This window comes from Clavibacter vidaverae (genome assembly GCF_047529985.1).
Classification (GTDB): domain Bacteria; phylum Actinomycetota; class Actinomycetes; order Actinomycetales; family Microbacteriaceae; genus Clavibacter; species Clavibacter nebraskensis_A.
Genome location: NZ_JBLJAM010000001.1, coordinates 1,085,061 through 1,101,338 on the forward strand (window position 1 = coordinate 1,085,061; position 16,278 = coordinate 1,101,338).

The 16,278-nt window shown below is 74.8% G+C and carries 15 protein-coding genes; 5 read left to right on the forward strand and 10 right to left on the reverse strand.

The genetic code is table 11. The features are described from left to right. Position 1: 1 nt before the first annotated feature. From ACMT9T_RS05025 to ACMT9T_RS05040, 4 genes are all read right to left on the reverse strand, one after another. Positions 2-217, reverse strand: coding sequence for a heavy-metal-associated domain-containing protein (locus ACMT9T_RS05025; RefSeq protein ID WP_414744516.1), 216 nt, complete (start codon positions 215-217; stop codon positions 2-4). Positions 218-261: 44 nt separating this feature from the next. Further along, on the reverse strand, positions 262-543 hold the full coding sequence (locus tag ACMT9T_RS05030) for a metal-sensitive transcriptional regulator (RefSeq protein WP_414744517.1): 282 nt from the start codon (positions 541-543) through the stop codon (positions 262-264). A gap of 149 nt (positions 544-692) precedes the next feature. Continuing rightward, the gene (locus ACMT9T_RS05035; protein WP_414744518.1) at positions 693-2,120 is read right to left on the reverse strand and encodes a phosphomannomutase/phosphoglucomutase; all 1,428 of its coding nucleotides are present in this window, start codon (positions 2,118-2,120) and stop codon (positions 693-695) included. Further along, a complete protein-coding gene (locus ACMT9T_RS05040; RefSeq protein WP_015489735.1) occupies positions 2,117-2,338 on the reverse strand; it encodes a DUF3499 family protein in 222 nt (73 codons plus the stop codon). The genes ACMT9T_RS05035 and ACMT9T_RS05040 overlap by 4 nt, the downstream gene beginning before the upstream one ends. 44 nt (positions 2,339-2,382) lie before the next feature. Here ACMT9T_RS05040 and ACMT9T_RS05045 point away from each other — a divergent pair, with 44 nt between their 5' ends. After that, the gene (locus ACMT9T_RS05045) at positions 2,383-2,826 is read left to right on the forward strand and encodes a metallopeptidase family protein (protein ID WP_043669982.1); all 444 of its coding nucleotides are present in this window, start codon (positions 2,383-2,385) and stop codon (positions 2,824-2,826) included. A gap of 61 nt (positions 2,827-2,887) precedes the next feature. On the opposite strand, the gene ACMT9T_RS05050 is transcribed toward ACMT9T_RS05045, so the two are convergent. The 5 genes from ACMT9T_RS05050 to manA form a co-directional block, all read right to left on the reverse strand. Further along, entirely contained in the window at positions 2,888-4,411 is a 1,524-nt protein-coding gene (locus ACMT9T_RS05050; RefSeq protein ID WP_414744519.1) for a DUF5719 family protein, read from the reverse strand. Next, complete coding sequence (locus ACMT9T_RS05055; RefSeq protein WP_414744520.1) at positions 4,398-7,448, reverse strand: glycosyltransferase; 3,051 nt, start codon at positions 7,446-7,448, stop codon at positions 4,398-4,400. The genes ACMT9T_RS05050 and ACMT9T_RS05055 overlap by 14 nt, the downstream gene beginning before the upstream one ends. A gap of 100 nt (positions 7,449-7,548) precedes the next feature. Further along, positions 7,549-7,866 carry a WhiB family transcriptional regulator gene (locus ACMT9T_RS05060; protein ID WP_012298082.1) on the reverse strand — a complete coding sequence of 106 codons (318 nt, stop codon included), beginning with the start codon at positions 7,864-7,866 and terminating at the stop codon, positions 7,549-7,551. 149 nt (positions 7,867-8,015) lie between these two features. Beyond that, complete coding sequence (gene galE / locus ACMT9T_RS05065) at positions 8,016-8,984, reverse strand: UDP-glucose 4-epimerase GalE (RefSeq protein WP_414744521.1); 969 nt, start codon at positions 8,982-8,984, stop codon at positions 8,016-8,018. Between the two features lie 34 nt (positions 8,985-9,018). Continuing rightward, positions 9,019-10,311, reverse strand: a complete 1,293-nt coding sequence (manA, locus tag ACMT9T_RS05070; protein ID WP_414744522.1) for a mannose-6-phosphate isomerase, class I — start codon at positions 10,309-10,311, stop codon at positions 9,019-9,021. A gap of 163 nt (positions 10,312-10,474) precedes the next feature. Here manA and ACMT9T_RS05075 point away from each other — a divergent pair, with 163 nt between their 5' ends. The 3 genes from ACMT9T_RS05075 to ACMT9T_RS05085 all read left to right on the forward strand — a co-directional run bounded on the left by ACMT9T_RS05075 (position 10,475) and on the right by ACMT9T_RS05085 (position 14,501). After that, positions 10,475-11,653, forward strand: coding sequence for an acyl-CoA dehydrogenase family protein (locus ACMT9T_RS05075; RefSeq protein WP_414744523.1), 1,179 nt, complete (start codon positions 10,475-10,477; stop codon positions 11,651-11,653). A gap of 100 nt (positions 11,654-11,753) precedes the next feature. Beyond that, entirely contained in the window at positions 11,754-13,154 is a 1,401-nt protein-coding gene (locus tag ACMT9T_RS05080) for an O-antigen ligase family protein (protein WP_414744524.1), read from the forward strand. 48 nt (positions 13,155-13,202) lie between these two features. After that, entirely contained in the window at positions 13,203-14,501 is a 1,299-nt protein-coding gene (locus ACMT9T_RS05085; RefSeq protein WP_414744525.1) for an exopolysaccharide biosynthesis protein, read from the forward strand. Between the two features lie 30 nt (positions 14,502-14,531). Here the strand turns inward: ACMT9T_RS05085 and ACMT9T_RS05090 are convergent, their stop codons facing one another. Next, positions 14,532-15,155 (reverse strand): histidine phosphatase family protein, encoded by a 624-nt coding sequence (locus tag ACMT9T_RS05090; protein ID WP_414744526.1) that lies wholly within the window; start codon positions 15,153-15,155, stop codon positions 14,532-14,534. A 230-nt stretch (positions 15,156-15,385) separates the two neighbouring features. Here ACMT9T_RS05090 and ACMT9T_RS05095 point away from each other — a divergent pair, with 230 nt between their 5' ends. After that, positions 15,386-16,255, forward strand: a complete 870-nt coding sequence (locus ACMT9T_RS05095; protein WP_414745859.1) for a decaprenyl-phosphate phosphoribosyltransferase — start codon at positions 15,386-15,388, stop codon at positions 16,253-16,255. Positions 16,256-16,278 lie beyond the last annotated feature (23 nt).

Below are 16,278 nucleotides of genomic sequence, written 5' to 3' on the forward strand. Positions count from 1 at the left end.
GTCAGACCTCCGCGACGTACCCGGCCTCGTCGACCGCGGCGCGCACGGCCTCCGGGTCGAGCGGGCCGTCGCTCTCGACGGTGACGGTGGACGCGCCGCCCACCACGAGGTCGACGGCGACGGACGCGACGCCCGGCAGCTCGCCGACCTCCTCGGTGACGCTCGCGACGCAGTGCGCGCAGGTCATTCCGGTGACGGGGAAGGTCGTGGTGGTCATGGGGTCTCCTTCGTGTCGTGCGATGTCGATGGGGCGCGGGCGGATCAGGACCGGACGAGCCGCGCGATGGCCGCGGAGGCCTCGCGCACCTTGTCGTCGGCGACCTGGCCGCCCTCGCGCGCGGCCTCGGCGAGGCAGTGGGCGAGGTGGTCGTCGAGCAGCTTGAGGGCCACGGTCTCCATGGCGCGCGTGACGGCCGACACCTGCGTGAGCACGTCGATGCAGTACGCGTCGGACTCGACCATGCGCTCGATCCCGCGCACCTGGCCCTCCGCGCGCCGCAGCCGCTTGAGGATGTCGTCCTTGCCCTCGCTGTACCCGACCATGGCGGCCACCTCCGTTCTCCCTCGATGGTACCCCCGGAGGGTATGGAAGGGAACCCCCCAGGGGTATGCCCCGATCACGCGCCCGGGCGTACGACGACGCCGCGCCCCTCGAGGAGGGACGCGGCGTCGGGATGGTGCGGGTGACGGGATCAGGCCCCGCGGATCAGCCCCAGGAGCTCGTCGCGGAGGGCGGCCATGCGCTCCTCGGTCGACGCCTCGACGTTGAGGCGCAGGAGCGGCTCGGTGTTCGAGGGGCGGACGCTGAACCACCAGAACGCGCCGTCGTCGTCGACCGGGCCGTCGACCGTGAGGCCGTCGAGCTCGTCGAACTCGCCGCGGCCGCGGAAGGCCTCGACGATGCGCTCGTACGCGGCGGGCACGTCGTCGACCGTGCTGTTGATCTCGCCCGAGAGCGCGTACGGCGTGTAGCGCGCGGAGAGGTCGGACATGAGGCCCTCGCTCTGGCCGAACTCGGCGAGCAGGTGCATGGCCGCGAGCATGCCGTTGTCGGCGCCCCAGAAGTCGCGGAAGTAGTAGTGCGCGGAGTGCTCGCCGCCGAAGACGGCGCCCGTGGCGGCCATCTGGTCCTTGATGAGCGAGTGGCCGACGCGCGTGCGGACCGCCGTGGCGCCCGCCGCCTCGATCGTCTCGGGCACGATGCGCGAGGTGATGAGGTTGTGCAGCACCGTGACCGCGTCCTCCGGCGACTGCGCCTTGACGCGCGAGATCTCGCGGAGTGCGACGATGGCCGCGACGGCGCTGGGCGTGACCGCCTGGCCCTTCTCGTCCACGACGAAGCAGCGGTCCGCGTCGCCGTCGAAGGCGAGGCCGAGGTCGGCGCCGTGCTCGAGGACCGCCTTCTGCAGGTCGACCAGGTTGGCGGGCTCGAGCGGGTTCGCCTCGTGGTTCGGGAAGGTGCCGTCGAGCTCGAAGTACAGCGGGATGATCTCGATGGGCAGCTCGGGGAGGCCGGCCGCGGTGCCGAGCACGGCGGGGACGGTCATGCCGCCCATGCCGTTGCCCGCGTCGACGACGACGCGCAGCGGGCGGATGCCGGAGAGGTCGACGAGCTGGCGGAGGTAGCCCGCGTAGTCGGCGAGCACGTCGCGCTCGCGCACCTCGCCCGCGGGCTCGACGGGCGCGATGCCGTCCGAGAGGAAGCCGACGGCGCGGTCGCGGATGGCCGCGAGGCCCGTGTCGAGGCTGATGCCCTGGGCGCCCGCGCGGGAGAACTTGAGGCCGTTGTAGGTGGCCGGGTTGTGGCTCGCGGTGAACATGACCGCGGGGGCGTCGAGGGATCCCGACGCGAAGTAGGTCTCGTCCGTGGAGCAGAGGCCGATGAGGAGGACGTCCCCGCCGCGGGCCGTGGCGCCGCGGGCGAACGCCTGCGCGAAGGACGGCGAGGAGTCGCGCATGTCGTGGCCGACCACGATCTCGCGGCCGGCGGCGCCGAGCTCGTCGACGAAGCCGGCACCGAGGGCGGTGACCAGCTCCTCGGTGAGCTGGCTCCCGACGAGCCCTCGCACGTCGTAGGTCTTCACGATGGCGGTCAGCGTCTCGGCGGCAGTCGTCGTCATGCTCCGAAACCTACCTCACCGAGCACGCCGTGCCGGACGATCTGCCAGCCCTGCGGGGCCGAGAGGCGGGCCGCGTGGCGGTCGCACAGGTCGTAGCTGTGCGGCTCGGAGTCGTGGCTGAGGGGACCGAGGACGGCCATGGAGTCCGCGTAGACGTAGGTGAGGGTGGTCGTGGCGCCGCCGGTGCAGCCGACGCGGGAGCAGGGCCTGTTCGTCATGTCGGGCCCACACTACCGCCGACGCCGGGCGGTACGATCGGGGCATGCCACGATCGCGCCGCCGGGGAGGCCACGTCTCCATCCGCGGATCCTGGCGGGATCGGCACGGCCGCGGCCTCCGCTCCCCCGTCACCGGGCCGGAGCTGCCGGTCCTCCGCACGCGGGCCGACCTCTTCGACGAGATCGTCGCGTCCACCGCCGAGTACCTGCGGGGCCTCTGGCCGGACGAGCTCGCGCGCGTGTCGTTCGAGGTGGCCGCGCTGCCCGCCGAGAACAGCGAGCGGGACGGCATCGACCGCTGGACGGTCCTGCCGGACGAGCGCCGCGTCATCTTCTACCGCCTGCCCATCGAGCGCCTGGCGCACCTGCACGAGGACGACGAGCACCACCAGCGTGCGCTGGTGGAGGGCTGCGTCTTCCGCGCGGTCGCCGAGCTGCTCGACAAGGACCCATGGGACCTCGCGCCCGACAGGTACGACCCGCACTAGCCGCGGATCCCCCGCACCCGACAGGCGTTCACGCCGCGGCGCTCGGGAGCCCGCGGCGCGATCAGGGGTGGACGCGCAGCGGGTCCGCGGCCGGCAGCACCGGCACGACGGGCAGCGCCGCCGACCGGCCGGGCTCGGCCAGGGTCACGGTCGCCGTGAGCCCCGCCGCCCCCTCGAGCAGGTAGGTGCGCCCCGCGGTCACGGCGACCGAGGCGGCGGATCCGGCGGGCACGTCGAGCGCGACCGGCTCGGACCCGTCGGTGGGCCGCGCGGTGACGGAGGCGGCCGCGTCCCCCGCGTTCCGGAGGTGCAGCAGCGGCGCCGGGCCGGCGGGCACGGACACGAGCGCGTCGCGCGTGAGCGGCTCCGCGGACGGCAGCCAGGCGAAGTCGGTCGCCCCGCCCTCCGCTGCCCCGGACACGCTGCGCACGGCGGCGGTCACGCGCACCGAGCTCTGCACGGTGACGGAGTAGCGGCCGTCGGGGAGGTCGGCGACGGGCAGGTCGGTGGTGCGCCCGGCGTCGGCCTGCACCGTGAAGGTCGTGCCGGTGCCGTCCGTGCCGTCCTCGGGGGCGACGCTCACGCTCACGTCGGCGTCGTCGGAGCCCGGGACGAGGATCCGCACGGCCGTCTCGCGGTCGGGGTCGGTCCCGGGGTCGGATCCCGCTCCGGGCGCCGACCCGCCGTCGTCGGCGGGCGCGCCCTCGCCCTCGGCGGGTGCGGCCGGCGCGGCGGGCGCGGCCTGCGAGTCGATGCGGAGGCCGGTCATGGTGAGCGCGGTGGCGGGTGCGGCGGCCGGGCCGATCCAGTCGACGCCGCCGGCGAGGAGCCCGCGCACGGTGCTCTGCTCGAGTCGAGCGACGACCTGGCCGCCGCGGCTCTGGACGTGCACGGCGGGCGACGCGAGGTCCGGGGCGAGGCCGGCGAGGCTGAGCACGCGGCGGGAGCCGGCCGGCACGCTGATGCCGCTCGCGCCCGGCGCGCTCACGGCGCCCTCCTCGCCCGAGATGGCGAGGTCGACCGTGGAGGAGACCCCGGACGGGTTGTCGAGCACGACGAAGGTGGTGCGGCCCGTCGTGGTGGCCCCGCCGACCAGCCAGGAGTCGGCGGTGGCCTCGGCGCACGACGCCGCCGCGAGACCCGCGAGGTCGGACCCGGTGGCGATCTCGGAGGAGGCGCCGGCGAGGTCGGTCGGGGCGCCGTCCACGTCGCCCGCGACGGCGAGGACCGAGGGCTCGGTCGACGTCCCGCCCTGGACGTCGGGGGCCTGGATCCGCGAGGTGCGCACCCCGGGGCCGCCGGCCGCCGATCCGCCGGCCGCCGACCCGCTCGTCGTGGCCGCGCTCCCGGCGGCGACGGCGGTCGTGGTCGACCCCGCGTCCGCCTCGGGCGGTCGGAGCAGCGACCCTGTGCAGACGCGCTGCTGGTCGGTCGCCACGGGCGTCACGAGCACGGACGGGGCGGTGCCCGCGTCGGATGCGGGAGGGAGGAGGAGCGCGCCGGTCACGACGACCCCGAGCACGGCGACGCCGACGATCCCGGTGGTCACGCGCGTCGCGATGCGCACGGCGTCACGCCTGGCCATCTGTCCTCCTGCGGTCGTCGTCGGGGGTGCCGCGGTCGGCGGCGAGCTCGGCGGGGTCGCCGTCGTCCCCGGCGCGGCGCTCCCCCGGCTGCGGGATGTCGCCGAACGCGGCCTCCTCCGCGGCGCGGCCCGTGGGCTCGTCGAGGTACGAGGGCGTGCCGCGGTCGTCGTGCTCGGGGCGCGGCTCGTCCGCGTCCGCGGGCCGAGCGTCGGGAGCGACCACGGGCTCGCGGTAGGCGGGCAGCGGGCGGCTCCGCGCGGCGAGGCCGCCGGTCGGGACCGCGAGCAGCAGCGTGAGCGCGAAGACGAGCGCCTGCGCCGCGAGCACGCCGATGCGGCCCGCGTCGTCCAGGTTGCCGGGCCCCGCCACCTGCGCCGCGAGGTCGTCGCTGCCCACGAAGCGCCAGAGCAGCCCAGCCTCGGTCTGGCCGACCGCCGTGAACACGGGGTCGTCGTCGAGGGCGGACCGGGCGCGGTCGTGCACGGCCGCGTCGGCGGCACCCGCGGGAGGCGCGAGGAGCACGTAGCTGACGCCGAGGCCCCGGAGGTCGTCGGTGGCGTCGAGGCCGGAGCGGGAGGAGATGTTGCCGGCCAGCTCGGCGACGCGCGTCTGCGTGTCGGTGAGCGGCCCGATGGCGGTGTCGACCGTGGAGACCTGCTCGAGCGTGCGGCCCGCGCCGCGCTCGACGTCGGCGGCCAGCGACCCGTCGTCCCCCGCGCGGAGCACGAGCGTGCCGACGGCGGGATCCGTGGCCGCCTCCGCGACGACGAGGCCCGGCAGCGCGCTCTCCTCGGAGGCGCGCACGGCGGTGGATCCGGCGACCGACGCCGAGACGAGCGGGAGGGCGAGCACCACGAGCGTCACGGCGGCCGCCAGGCCGGGCGCGACCGAGCGGCGGCCGAGCGTCGCGAAGCCCAGGACGAGCGCGCCCGCGAGTCCGAGCCAGAGCAGGCTGAGGCCGGATCCCGGCCACACGGGGACGACGTCGGCACCCGTCGACTGCACCGCGGCGCGGGCGGCGAGCACGGCGGTCGCGAAGCCGAGCACCGTCACGCCCAGCGCGAGCGCGGCGCGGTGCGAGCCGCGGAGGAAGAGGGCGGCCACGGCGCCGAGCACGAGCGGCGCGACCAGCACGGCGACGACGACGAGCGGCACCCACCCGGGCAGCCCCAGGCCGAGGCCGTCGACGAACGCGGTCCAGCCGCCGAGGCCGGAGGTCGGGAAGCCGAGCGCGAGGCCGGGGACCGCGGCGGGCGTGAACGCGGCCGGGACGGCGGGATCGGCGAGGAGGGCGAGCGGCTGCCCCTGCAGGACGCGGTACGCGACCAGCGGCGCGACGAGCGCGAGGAGCGGCACGGGGATCGTCACGAGGCGTCCGGCGCGACGGCCGGCGCGGATCGTGGCGACCAGCCAGAGGACGAGGAGGGCGGGTACGAGCGAGGGCGCGGACGCCCCGACCGCGGCCATGAGGATCCCCGCCACGGCCGATGCCGACCACGAGCGCGGCGCGCGCAGCACCGCCAGCGCGAGCCACGGCAGGAGCAGGTGCGCGAGCACCGCCGGCAGGCGGCCGTCGCCGAGGGCGACGAGGAAGGTGGGCGCGAGCGTCCAGGCGAGCGCGGCGAGCCCGCGGAGCCACGCGTTCCGCGTGAGCTGGGCGGCGCACAGCCAGGCGGCCAGCGCCGCGAGGGGCAGGGCGGCGACGAAGAGGGCGAGGACCGCGAGCGACGGCTCCCACGCGGTGATGCTGCCGAGCACGGCCAGCACGTACGCGAAGGGGTCGGAGGGCGCGACGGGCCCGGCACCCTCCCCGCGCACGCCGATGCCCACCTGCGCCCAGAGCGCGCCCGCGCTCGGGCCGAGCGGCAGGAGCTGCCCGCCCGTGAGCGCGGATCCGGTGAGGCGCGGCAGCCACATGACGGCGGCGACGAGGAGCGCCGCGAGGACGGTCCAGCCGCCGCCCGTGGCGAGGAACTCGACGCCGTCGGAGACGCCCATGTGCTCGACGCGGTACTGCTCGCGGGCGAGCGACCGCCGTCGTCGGCCGACCGCGAGCGGTTGGCGCAGCGACGCGATGCTCGACCACGGCGCCGTGCGCACGGCGGCCAGGCGACGACGGCTCGCACGGATGCGCCCGGGCGCGACGGCGACGCGGACGGCCGCCCCGATCTCACCGGGGCCCGCGGTGGGCCGTTTGCGGAGCAGCTGCAGCAGGGCGCGCAGGATCGCGAGCGGCACGAGCGAGAGCCAGTGGAAGGGGACAGCGGCCGGCGGCGCGTAGGCGAGCCGGCGGTGCAGCTGGGCCTGGCGACGCAGGCGGCGGCGCCGGTGCCGCGGCGTACGGCGGCCGAGGAAGGCCGTGCCGGGCGCGGCGTCCCCCGCGGAGGCGACGCGCGCCGCCGGGACGACGACGACGCGGTGGCCGGCGAGGCGGGCGCGCACGCAGAGGTCGAGCGCGTCGTCGATGACGGGCAGCGCGTCGTCGAACCCGCCGAGCTCGTCCCAGAGGCGGTGGCGCACGAGCATGCCGCCCGCCGCGACGCCGAGGACGTCGCTCATGTCGTCGTACTGCGCCTGGTCGAGCTCCACGTCGACGACGGGCACGGCCGCGCCGAGCGTGGTCAGCGTGGTGCCGAGCTCGTGGATGTAGCCGGGGTGCTCCCACTCCATGAGCTTCGGGCCGGCGACCGCGACGCTGGGCGAGGCCTCGATCGCGGCGAGCAGGCGCTCGAGCGCGTCGGGCGCGGGGGCATTGTCGGCGGAGAGCAGCCAGAGCAGCTCGTGGTCGCCCTCGGGCGCGGGGATGACGCGGACGGCCTGGTCGACGGCCTGCCCGAAGGTCATGCGCGCGGGCGCCTGGACCATGCGGGTCGGCTCGGACGCGGCGAGGAGCGCGGAGGATCCGTCGCGGGAGCCGAGATCGACCGCCACCACCTGGTCGGGCCGCCGGGTCTGCGCGGCGAGGGCCTGGAGGGTCCGGTCGAGGAACTGCGCGCCCTCGTGGGCGACGAGGATCGCGGTTACTCGTGGCTGCATGACAGGGGAGACCCTACGTGGTGCGTGGTGGGGATCCGCCGCAGCCGGGCGGCGCGCCGGAAGGCCCGCGCCTCGGGGGACGCGGCGCGCGGGTCAGGGGTCAGACCGCGCGCTTGCGGAGCTTGCGGCGCTCGCGCTCGGAGAGGCCGCCCCAGATGCCGAAGCGCTCGTCGTTCTCGAGCGCGTACTCGAGGCACTCGCTGCGCACCTCGCACGACCCGCAGATCTTCTTGGCGTCGCGGGTGGATCCGCCCTTCTCGGGGAAGAACGCCTCGGGGTCGGTCTGCGCGCAGAGCGAGTCCGCCTGCCAGGCGAGCGGGTTGCCGTCGTCGACGCTGCGGACGCCCGGGACCCCGAGTCGGACGGGGTCGACGAACCAGTCGTCGGGGACTCCGGCGTGGTACTCAGGTAGTGCCATGTCACGATCTCCCCACGCGGCCGAGGCGTCCGGCCGGCCCCAGCTCATCGTCATAATTACACCGGTGTAACTCGCTCCCGTCAAGCTGCGGAGGGTAAACCCTCAGCCGCTCCTCGAGGGTTGCGACGCGCCGCCGCTCGCCGTCGGCGCTACGCCGCGGTGCCGGCCTGACGCGCGGCCCAGGCGCTCGTGACCATGTCGTCCAGCGTGTGCCGCATGGCCCAGTCGATGTCGCGCGCGGCGAGCTCGCCCGACGCGACGATGCGGGCCGGGTCGCCGGGGCGGCGGTCGTGCAGCTCGGGCTCGAAGTCGATCCCCGTGGCCGACGCGATCGCGGTCATGATCTCGCGGACGCTGACACCCGCGCCGCTGCCGAGGCAGTACACGGGCTCGACGGGCTCCCCCGCCTCGAGGCGGCGGGCGGCCGCCACGTGCGACGCCGCGAGGTCCACGACGTGGATGTAGTCGCGGACGCACGTGCCGTCGGGCGTCGGGTAGTCGGAGCCGTAGACGCGCGGCGTCCGCCCGTCGAGCAGCGCGTCGAAGACGAGCGGGAACAGGTTGTGGGGGCTCGTGTCGAAGTAGCCCTCCTCGCCGGATCCGACGACGTTGAAGTACCGCAGCGACGCGTGACGGAGGCCCTTCGCCACCCCCTGGTCGCGGAGGAGCCACTCGCCGATGAGCTTGGACTCGCCGTAGGGCGACTCCGGGGCCTTCGGGGTCCGCTCGTCGACGAGGTCGACGTCGGTCGTGCCGTACACGGCCGCGGAGGAGGAGAACACGATGCTGTCGACGCCCGCGCGCTCCATCTCCTCCAGGAGGACGGCGGTGGCCGTGACGTTCTGCTCGTAGGTGTGCAGCGGGCGCTGGACGGACACGCCGGCGTACTTGAACCCGGCCACGTGCACGACGCCGCGGATGTCGCCCGAGCCGAGGATGCTCGCGAGCAGCTCGCGGTCGAGCACGGATCCGCGGTGGAAGGGCACGCCGTCCGGCACGAACGACGCGTGGCCGCTCGAGAGGTCGTCGAGCACGACCGTGTCGATGCCGGCGCGCGCGAACGCGGAGACGATGTGCGAACCGATGTAGCCGGCGCCGCCGGTGACCAACCATGTCATGCGGCAACCCTATCGACGGCGCTCCGACCCCCGGTCACGCGTCGAGGTCCGCAGGGGCGGGCGCGGGGGTCGTCGCGAGGAACGCCTCTCCCTCGCCCGTCACGACGAGACGGCCCTCGTCGGGCGTGACGAAGACGGCGTCGCCGCGGCCCACGACGACCGACGAGACCTCGCCGCGGAGGGTCACCTCCCCGGACGTGCACAGCAGGATGGCGGGCCCGTCGACCTCGACGACGCTCGCCCCCTGGTCGTCGCCGGCCACGTCGCGCGTGGCCGGGGAGATGCGCGCGAGCAGGAAGTCGGGCACGTCCGGCCGGTACAGCTCGACGCCCGGCGCGGCGTGCTCGGGCGCGAGGTACGGCACGGGCAGCGCCTGGAACTCGAGCACGTCGAGGAGCTCGGGCACGTCCACGTGCTTGGGCGTGAGGCCGCCGCGGAGCACGTTGTCGGAGGCGGCCATCAGCTCGATCCCGAGGCCGTGCAGGTACGCGTGGATGTTGCCGGCGGGCAGGTAGAGCGCCTCGCCCCGGCGGAGCGTCACGCGGTTGAGGAGGAGCGACGTCACGATGCCGGGGTCGCCCGGGTACGCGTCCGCGAGCTCGCGCACGGTGCGCATCTCGGTCGAGAACTCGCGGCACTGGCGGTCGGAGGCGAGGCGGGCCAGCAGGGTGACGCGGTCGACGAGTCGGCGCACCTCGGATCCGCCGCCCATGAGGAAGGCGAAGACGTCGCGCAGGACGTCGGCCTCGGAGCCGGTGAGGCGCGTGAGGACGGAGCGGATGACGGCCGGGTCGGAGTCGGGCCCCGACGCGTCGAGCGTCAGCAGCAGCGTGAAGACCTGCCGCACCTCGGCGAGCGGACGGAAGCCGCACAGCGCGTGGAACTCGTCGCTCAGCGCGTAGACGAGCTCGGGCTTGTGCAGCGGGTCCTTGTAGTTGCGGTGCGGCGCGTCGATCGGGATCCCGCGCTCCTCCTCGTCGCGGAATCCGCGGCGGGCCCGGTGCAGGTCGGGGTGCGCCTGCAGCGACAGCGGGCCGCCGGCGGCGAGCACCTTGAGGAGGAACGGGAGGCCGGGACCGTCGCCCGGGCGGAGGCCGTCGGCGAGCGGGCCGAGCGTGGTCGCGGGGTCCCGCCGGATCCACTCGGCGAGCGTCGTCGCGCCGCCGGCGGTCCCAGGATCCACGACGCGCGTGGGCGACCCGTCGTGCGCGCCGAGCCACAGCTCGGCCTCCGGCCCTCCCGACGGCTCGCGGCCGAGCAGCTCGGCGATGGCGGTCGTCGACCCCCAGGCGTAGTCGCGGGGGGTGTTGGCGAGGGCAGTGAACACGGCTGATCCTGTCGGGCTTGGCGGCTACCTACAACGCCCGAGGGCGCGCGTCCTGTCCGGACGCGACCAAAGTACCAACCGATGGGCACGTCGCCCGGCGCCGACCTAGGCTCGCCCGCAGGCGTCCGTCCCCGAGGGCGCCGACGAACCGCAACGGAGCATCGTGTCCCTCACCCCCCTCATCGGCGACTTCTACGGCTACGAGTCCCGGCTCGGCGACAGGGAGAAGGAGTCCCTCGCCGACCTCCGCGCCTACCTCGAGCAGGAGGTTCGCCCGCACGTGAACGGCTGGTGGGCGCGGGCCGAGTTCCCCCGCCACGTGGTCGGCGGCCTCGCCGAGCGCGGCTTCTTCGGCATGCCGTTCCCGGAGACCCGCCCCTTCGAGAACTCGGCCGTCTTCCGCGGCTGGGCCGCGCTCGAGCTCGGCCGCGTCGACGCGAGCATCGCGACCCTCGTCGGCATGCAGAGCGGCCTGGTGATGGGCAGCGTCGCCGTCGCCGGGTCCCCCGAGCAGCGCGCCGAGTGGCTGCCGCGCTTCGCGTCCGGCGAGATCCTCGGGTCGTTCGGGCTCACCGAGCCGCTGTCCGGATCCGACTCCGCCCGGGGCCTCCGCACGATCGCGACCCGCCGCGGCGACGAGTGGAGCATCACGGGCGCCAAGCGCTGGATCGGCAACGGCACCATCAGCGACGTCACGGTCATCTGGGCCAAGGACGCGGACGACGGCCAGGTGAAGGGCTTCCTCGTCCCGAACGACTCCCCCGGCTTCCGCGCCACCCGGATCGAGGACAAGCAGGCGCTGCGCATCGTGCAGAACGCCGACATCGAGCTCGACGGCGTCATCGTGCCCGAGCGGAACCGCCTGCAGAACTCCCGCTCCTTCGCCGACACCGCGGCCGTGCTGCGCCTCACGCGCGCCGAGGTCGCCTGGGCGGCCATCGGGATCTCGATCGGGGCCTACGAGGCCGCCGTCGCCTACACGGGCGAGCGCCAGCAGTTCGGCAAGGCGCTCGGCGCGCACCAGCTGATCCAGGACCTCCTCGTCCGCAGCCTCGGCAACATCACGGCGTCCATCGGCCTCGTCACGCGCGCCTCCGAGATGGTGGACGAGGGCACGCAGTCGGACGAGCACTCGGCGCTCGCGAAGGCGTACGCCACGAGCCGGATGCGCGAGACCGTGTCCTGGTGCCGCGAGGCCTTCGGCGGCAACGGCATCGTCCTCGACTACGACGTCGCCCGCTTCTTCGCGGATGCGGAGGCCATCTACTCCTACGAGGGCACCCGCGAGATGAACACGCTCATCGTGGGCCGCGCGATCACGGGGCACGCGGCCTTCGTCTGAAGGACAGCGGAGGGGACGACGCGCCGGGCACCGGGCCGCGTCTCCCCCCGCTTCCCTCAGGCGGCGGGACGCGGAGCCGGGGACGGATACCCTGATGGGCATGCCCACCGCCAGCCGCCGAGCCCTCCGGAGCTTCGCGACCTTCGTCCTCGTCACGACGTTCGCCGGCGACATGTGGCGCAACAGCCTCAGCTGGTGGGGCTTCGGCGCCATCGCGTTCGCGGTGCTGGTCACCTGCATCACGCTGCTCGTGCGCTCGCGGCCCCTGCCGCGCATGCGCGTCGTGCCCATCCCGCTCCTCGCGTTCACGGGCCTCGCCGTGCTGTCCGTCGCGTGGTCGCAGTACCGGCCGGAGTCGGCGCTCGGCGTCCTCATCCAGCTGTCCACCACCATCGCGGCGCTGACGCTCATCGTGCTGCTCTCGTGGGCGGAGATCGTGCAGGGCCTCGGCCGCGCGTTCCGCATCATCCTCGGGCTGTCGCTCGCCTTCGAGCTGTTCATCGCCGTCGTGGTGCGCCAGCCGATCATGCCGTTCTTCACCGACTACGGCCCGCGGGCGCCCGCGGCCTTCGCGTGGACCCGCGGCGAGCTCCTCAGCGGCGGCCGGATCCAGGGCGTCGTCGGCAACGCGAACCTGCTCGCGATGGTCGCCCTGCTCGGCCTCATCGTCTTCACGCTGCAGTACGCGGCGCGCACGGTCCGCCGGCGCGACGCGGGCGCGTGGATCCTCATCGCGCTCCTCACGTTGACGCTCACCGGCAGCTCCACCGTCCTGGTCGCGCTCCTCATGACGGGCGTCGTCGCCGTGCTCGCGCTCATCGCCCGCCGCGTGGCCCTCCGCGGCAGGCTCGTGCTCGCGGCGGGCGTGGCCGTCGCCGCGGTGGTCGGCGCGGGCGTCGTCGCCACCCGCACGGCCGAGGTCTTCGAGCTGCTCGGACGCTCGCCCGACCTCACGGGCCGGTTCCAGATCTGGGAGTCGGTCCTCGGCCTCGCCCAGCAGCATCCCGTGTTCGGCTGGGGCTGGATCGGCTACTGGGCGCCCTGGGTGCACCCGTTCCAGGGCCTCGCCGTCCGCAGCGGCGTCACCTACCTCCAGGCGCACGACGCCTACCTCGACGTGCTCCTGCAGGTCGGGGCCGTCGGCCTCCTGGTCTTCGCCTGCTTCATCGTCACCACCTACGTCCGCTCCTGGTGGGCCGCCATCGACCGGCCGCAGCACCGCCGCGACCGCGTGGAGCCGTACTCCGTGCTCGCCCTCGCGCCGCTGCTGCTGATGACCGCCCTGGTCGTGCAGAGCCTCGCCGAGAGCCGCCTCCTCTACGAGGGCAACTGGCTCCTGCTGGTGGTCATCGCGGTGGCCACCCGGTCCGGCATGGTCGAGCGCGAGGACGTGCCGGGTCCGGTCGACTCCCGACGGCGCGCCGGCGCGCCGACGCCGACGCCCCCCGCGCCCGCGGGACCCGTCACCCCCGCCGCGCCCGTCGACTCCGGCGTCGCCTGAGCCCCGCGGCCGCCCGGTGCACCGCCGACCGCCCGTGACCCGCGGCGCATGACCCTCCCCGCCCGCCTCCCGCTGCCGCAGCGGCTGCCCGACCTCCTCGGGTCGGCGCGCTTCTCGGCCGCGCTCACCCACTGCATCCTCGGGACGGCCGTGCTCGCGCACGCGCTCCGGGCGACGATGGGCTGGGCCGGGCTCGTCGCCGTCGTGGCCGCCCTGGTCGTCATGGCCGCGGGATCCCTCGCGGCCAAGGGCGGCGACTGGGAGTGGCGCGGCCTCCTCCCCATCTCCCTGCTGGTCCTCGTCGGCTGGTGCGCCGCGACCCTGCTCTGGACGGCCTACCAGCCAGACGCGGTCGGCGGCGTGCTGTACCTCGCGGTCTCCGCGTTCCTCGCGGTGTACGTCGGCGTCGTCCGCGACCTCATCCAGATCGTGCGCGCGGCCGGCGACGTGCTGCGCCTGGTGCTCGTCTCCTCCCTCGCCCTCGAGGTGCTCGCGGGGCTGCTCATCGACGGCCCCATCCCGTTCCTCGGGATCCGCGGCGCGCTCGAGCGCCTCGGACCGATCCAGGGGCTGCTCGGGGAGCGCAACGCCCTCGGGATCCTGGCCCTCGTCGCCGCCGTGACCTTCGCGGTCGAGCTGATGACGCGCTCGGTCCCCCGCGGCCGCGGCATCGGCTCGCTCGTCGTCGCGCTGCTCGTGGCGTCGCTCACCCGCTCGTCGGTGATCCTCGGCACGTTCCTCGTGCTGGCCGCCGCGGCCCTCGCCATCCTCGGCCTCCGGCACCTCGCGCGGCAGGCCCGCCCGCTCGCCAACAGCGTCGCCCTGGTCCTCGCGGCGGTGGTCGCGGTGCTGGTGGTGGCGTTCCGCTCCCCCGTGCTGCAGATCCTGCAGGCGCGTCCGGACTACCTCCAGCGCGTGGCGCTCTGGCGGGAGATGCTGCGCCTCATCGACCTCAACACGATCGAGGGCTGGGGCTTCGTCGGCTACTGGCGCCTCGACGCGTACCCGTACACGGCCCTCGACCTCGTGAGCCGCGGCGCGCAGGAGACCGGCCGGAGCGCCTACCTCGACCTCTACCTGCAGGCGGGACTCGTCGGGCTCGCGCTGTTCGCCGCCTTCTGCGCCCTCGCGCTGGGGCGATCCTGGGTGCTGGCCACCACGAAGCGCGGCGTGGGCTACGTCTGGACCGCGCTGGTCCTCGTCGTCCTGGTCGTCGCGTCCCTCGCCGAGAGCGTGACGCTCGTGGAGTGGGGGTGGGTCCTGCTCGTGATCTGCGCCGTCAAGGCCGCGCAGGGCCGCAGCTGGCGGCACGGGCTGCCGCAGGGCGACCCGGCGACGGCCGCGTAGCCGCGCAGCCCGAGGAGCCGGACCGCGGCGTCAGACCGCGCCGGTGTCCGTGGACGCGGCCAGCAGGCCGGGCGACGGCGCCCAGTAGCCGACCTCGCGGAACCCGTCGGCGGTCGGCTCGAACGAGGTGATGCTCGACAGCGCGCACCGGCGCTTCCGCGGGTCGTGGAACAGCGGCTTGCCGGTGACGCTGCGGTGCGCCATCCAGATGGGCAGCTGGTGGCCGACGAGGACCGCGTCGGTGCCGTCCGGCGCGTCCGCGGCCGCTGCGGCGAGCTCGGCGCGCATGCGCGCGGCGACCCGGGTGAACGGCTCGCCCCAGCTGGGACGGAGCGGGTTCACGAGGTAGCGCCACGCCGCCGGCTTCGCGAGGATGCTGAGGCTCACGTCGAAGCGGCCGCCCTCGAGCCGGCTGGAGGCCTCGATCAGGCCATCCCTTCGCTCCGGCTCGAGCCCGAGCGCCTCCGCCAGGGGCGCGGTCGACTCGAGCGCGCGCTGCAGGGGCGACGTGCGGAGGAGGCCGACCTCGCGGCCCTCCGCCACGACGTGCTCCGCTGCGGCCTCGGCCATGCGCCGGCCGAGGGCCGTGAGGCCGAAGCCGGGGAGCCGGCCGTAGAGGATGCCGTCGGGGTTGTCGACCTCGCCGTGTCGCACGAGGTGGATCCTGGCGGCCGTCACAGGAGGATGTTCCGTCGGATCTGCACCCGACGACCCTATCCGACGGCCGGCCGGGGGGAGCCCGCGCCCGCATCCCCCTCCTGCCCGTCGGTTCGGCAGCCGGCCCGTCGACCGGCTACGGTGACTCTGATCGCCCGACCAGGAGGACCACCATCAGCGAACCAGACCTCGTCCCCCGCACGCCCGGCGGCAGCAGCACGTCGGTCATCGGCGGAGTCATCCGCACCGCGCGCATCCGCCAGTGGATGAAGAACGTCCTGGTGTTCGCCGCCCCCGTCGCCGCGGGAGCGCTCTTCGAGCCCTCGCTCGTGCGCGCGCTCCTCGCGTTCGTCGCCTTCTGCCTCGCCGCCTCCGGCATCTACTTCCTGAACGACATCCTCGACGTCGAGGCCGACCGGGCGCACCCGCGGAAGCGGTCGCGGCCGATCGCCGCCGGCGTCGTCCCGGTGCCGGTCGCCGTGGCGGTCGCCGCGGTGCTGCTCCTCGCCGGCCTCGGCGTGGCCCTCGCCGGCGGCATCGAGCTGGCCGCGGTCGTGCTCTGCTACGAGCTCGTGCAGATCGCGTACTGCATCTGGCTCAAGCACATCACCATCCTCGACATCGCCGTCGTCTCCTCCGGCTTCCTGCTGCGGGCCATCGCCGGCGGCGCGGCCACCGGCGTCGTCCTCAGCCAGTGGTTCCTGCTGGTCGCCGTCTTCGGCTCGCTCCTCATGGTCTCGGGCAAGCGCTACGGCGAGCTCGCGAGCAACCCGGACCTGCAGGGCGACGTCCGCGGGTCCCTCAAGGGCTACACGCTCGGCTACCTCGGCTTCATCTGGCACTCGGCCGCGACGATCCTCATCCTCGGCTACAGCCTCTGGGCCTTCGAGCTGTTCACCGACCTGCGCAACCTGTGGCTCTCCGTGTCCGTCGCACCGTTCGTGCTCGCAGTGCTGCGCTACGGCCAGCACATCGACCGCGGGGACGCGCAGGCGCCCGAGGAGATCGCCCTCGGCGACCGCATGCTGCAGGTGCTCGCGGGCATCTGGCTCGTGATCCTCGGGATCGGCCTGTACGTGCAGCCCGGGGCCATCTAGCCCGATCCCCGGCCGGGCGTCCC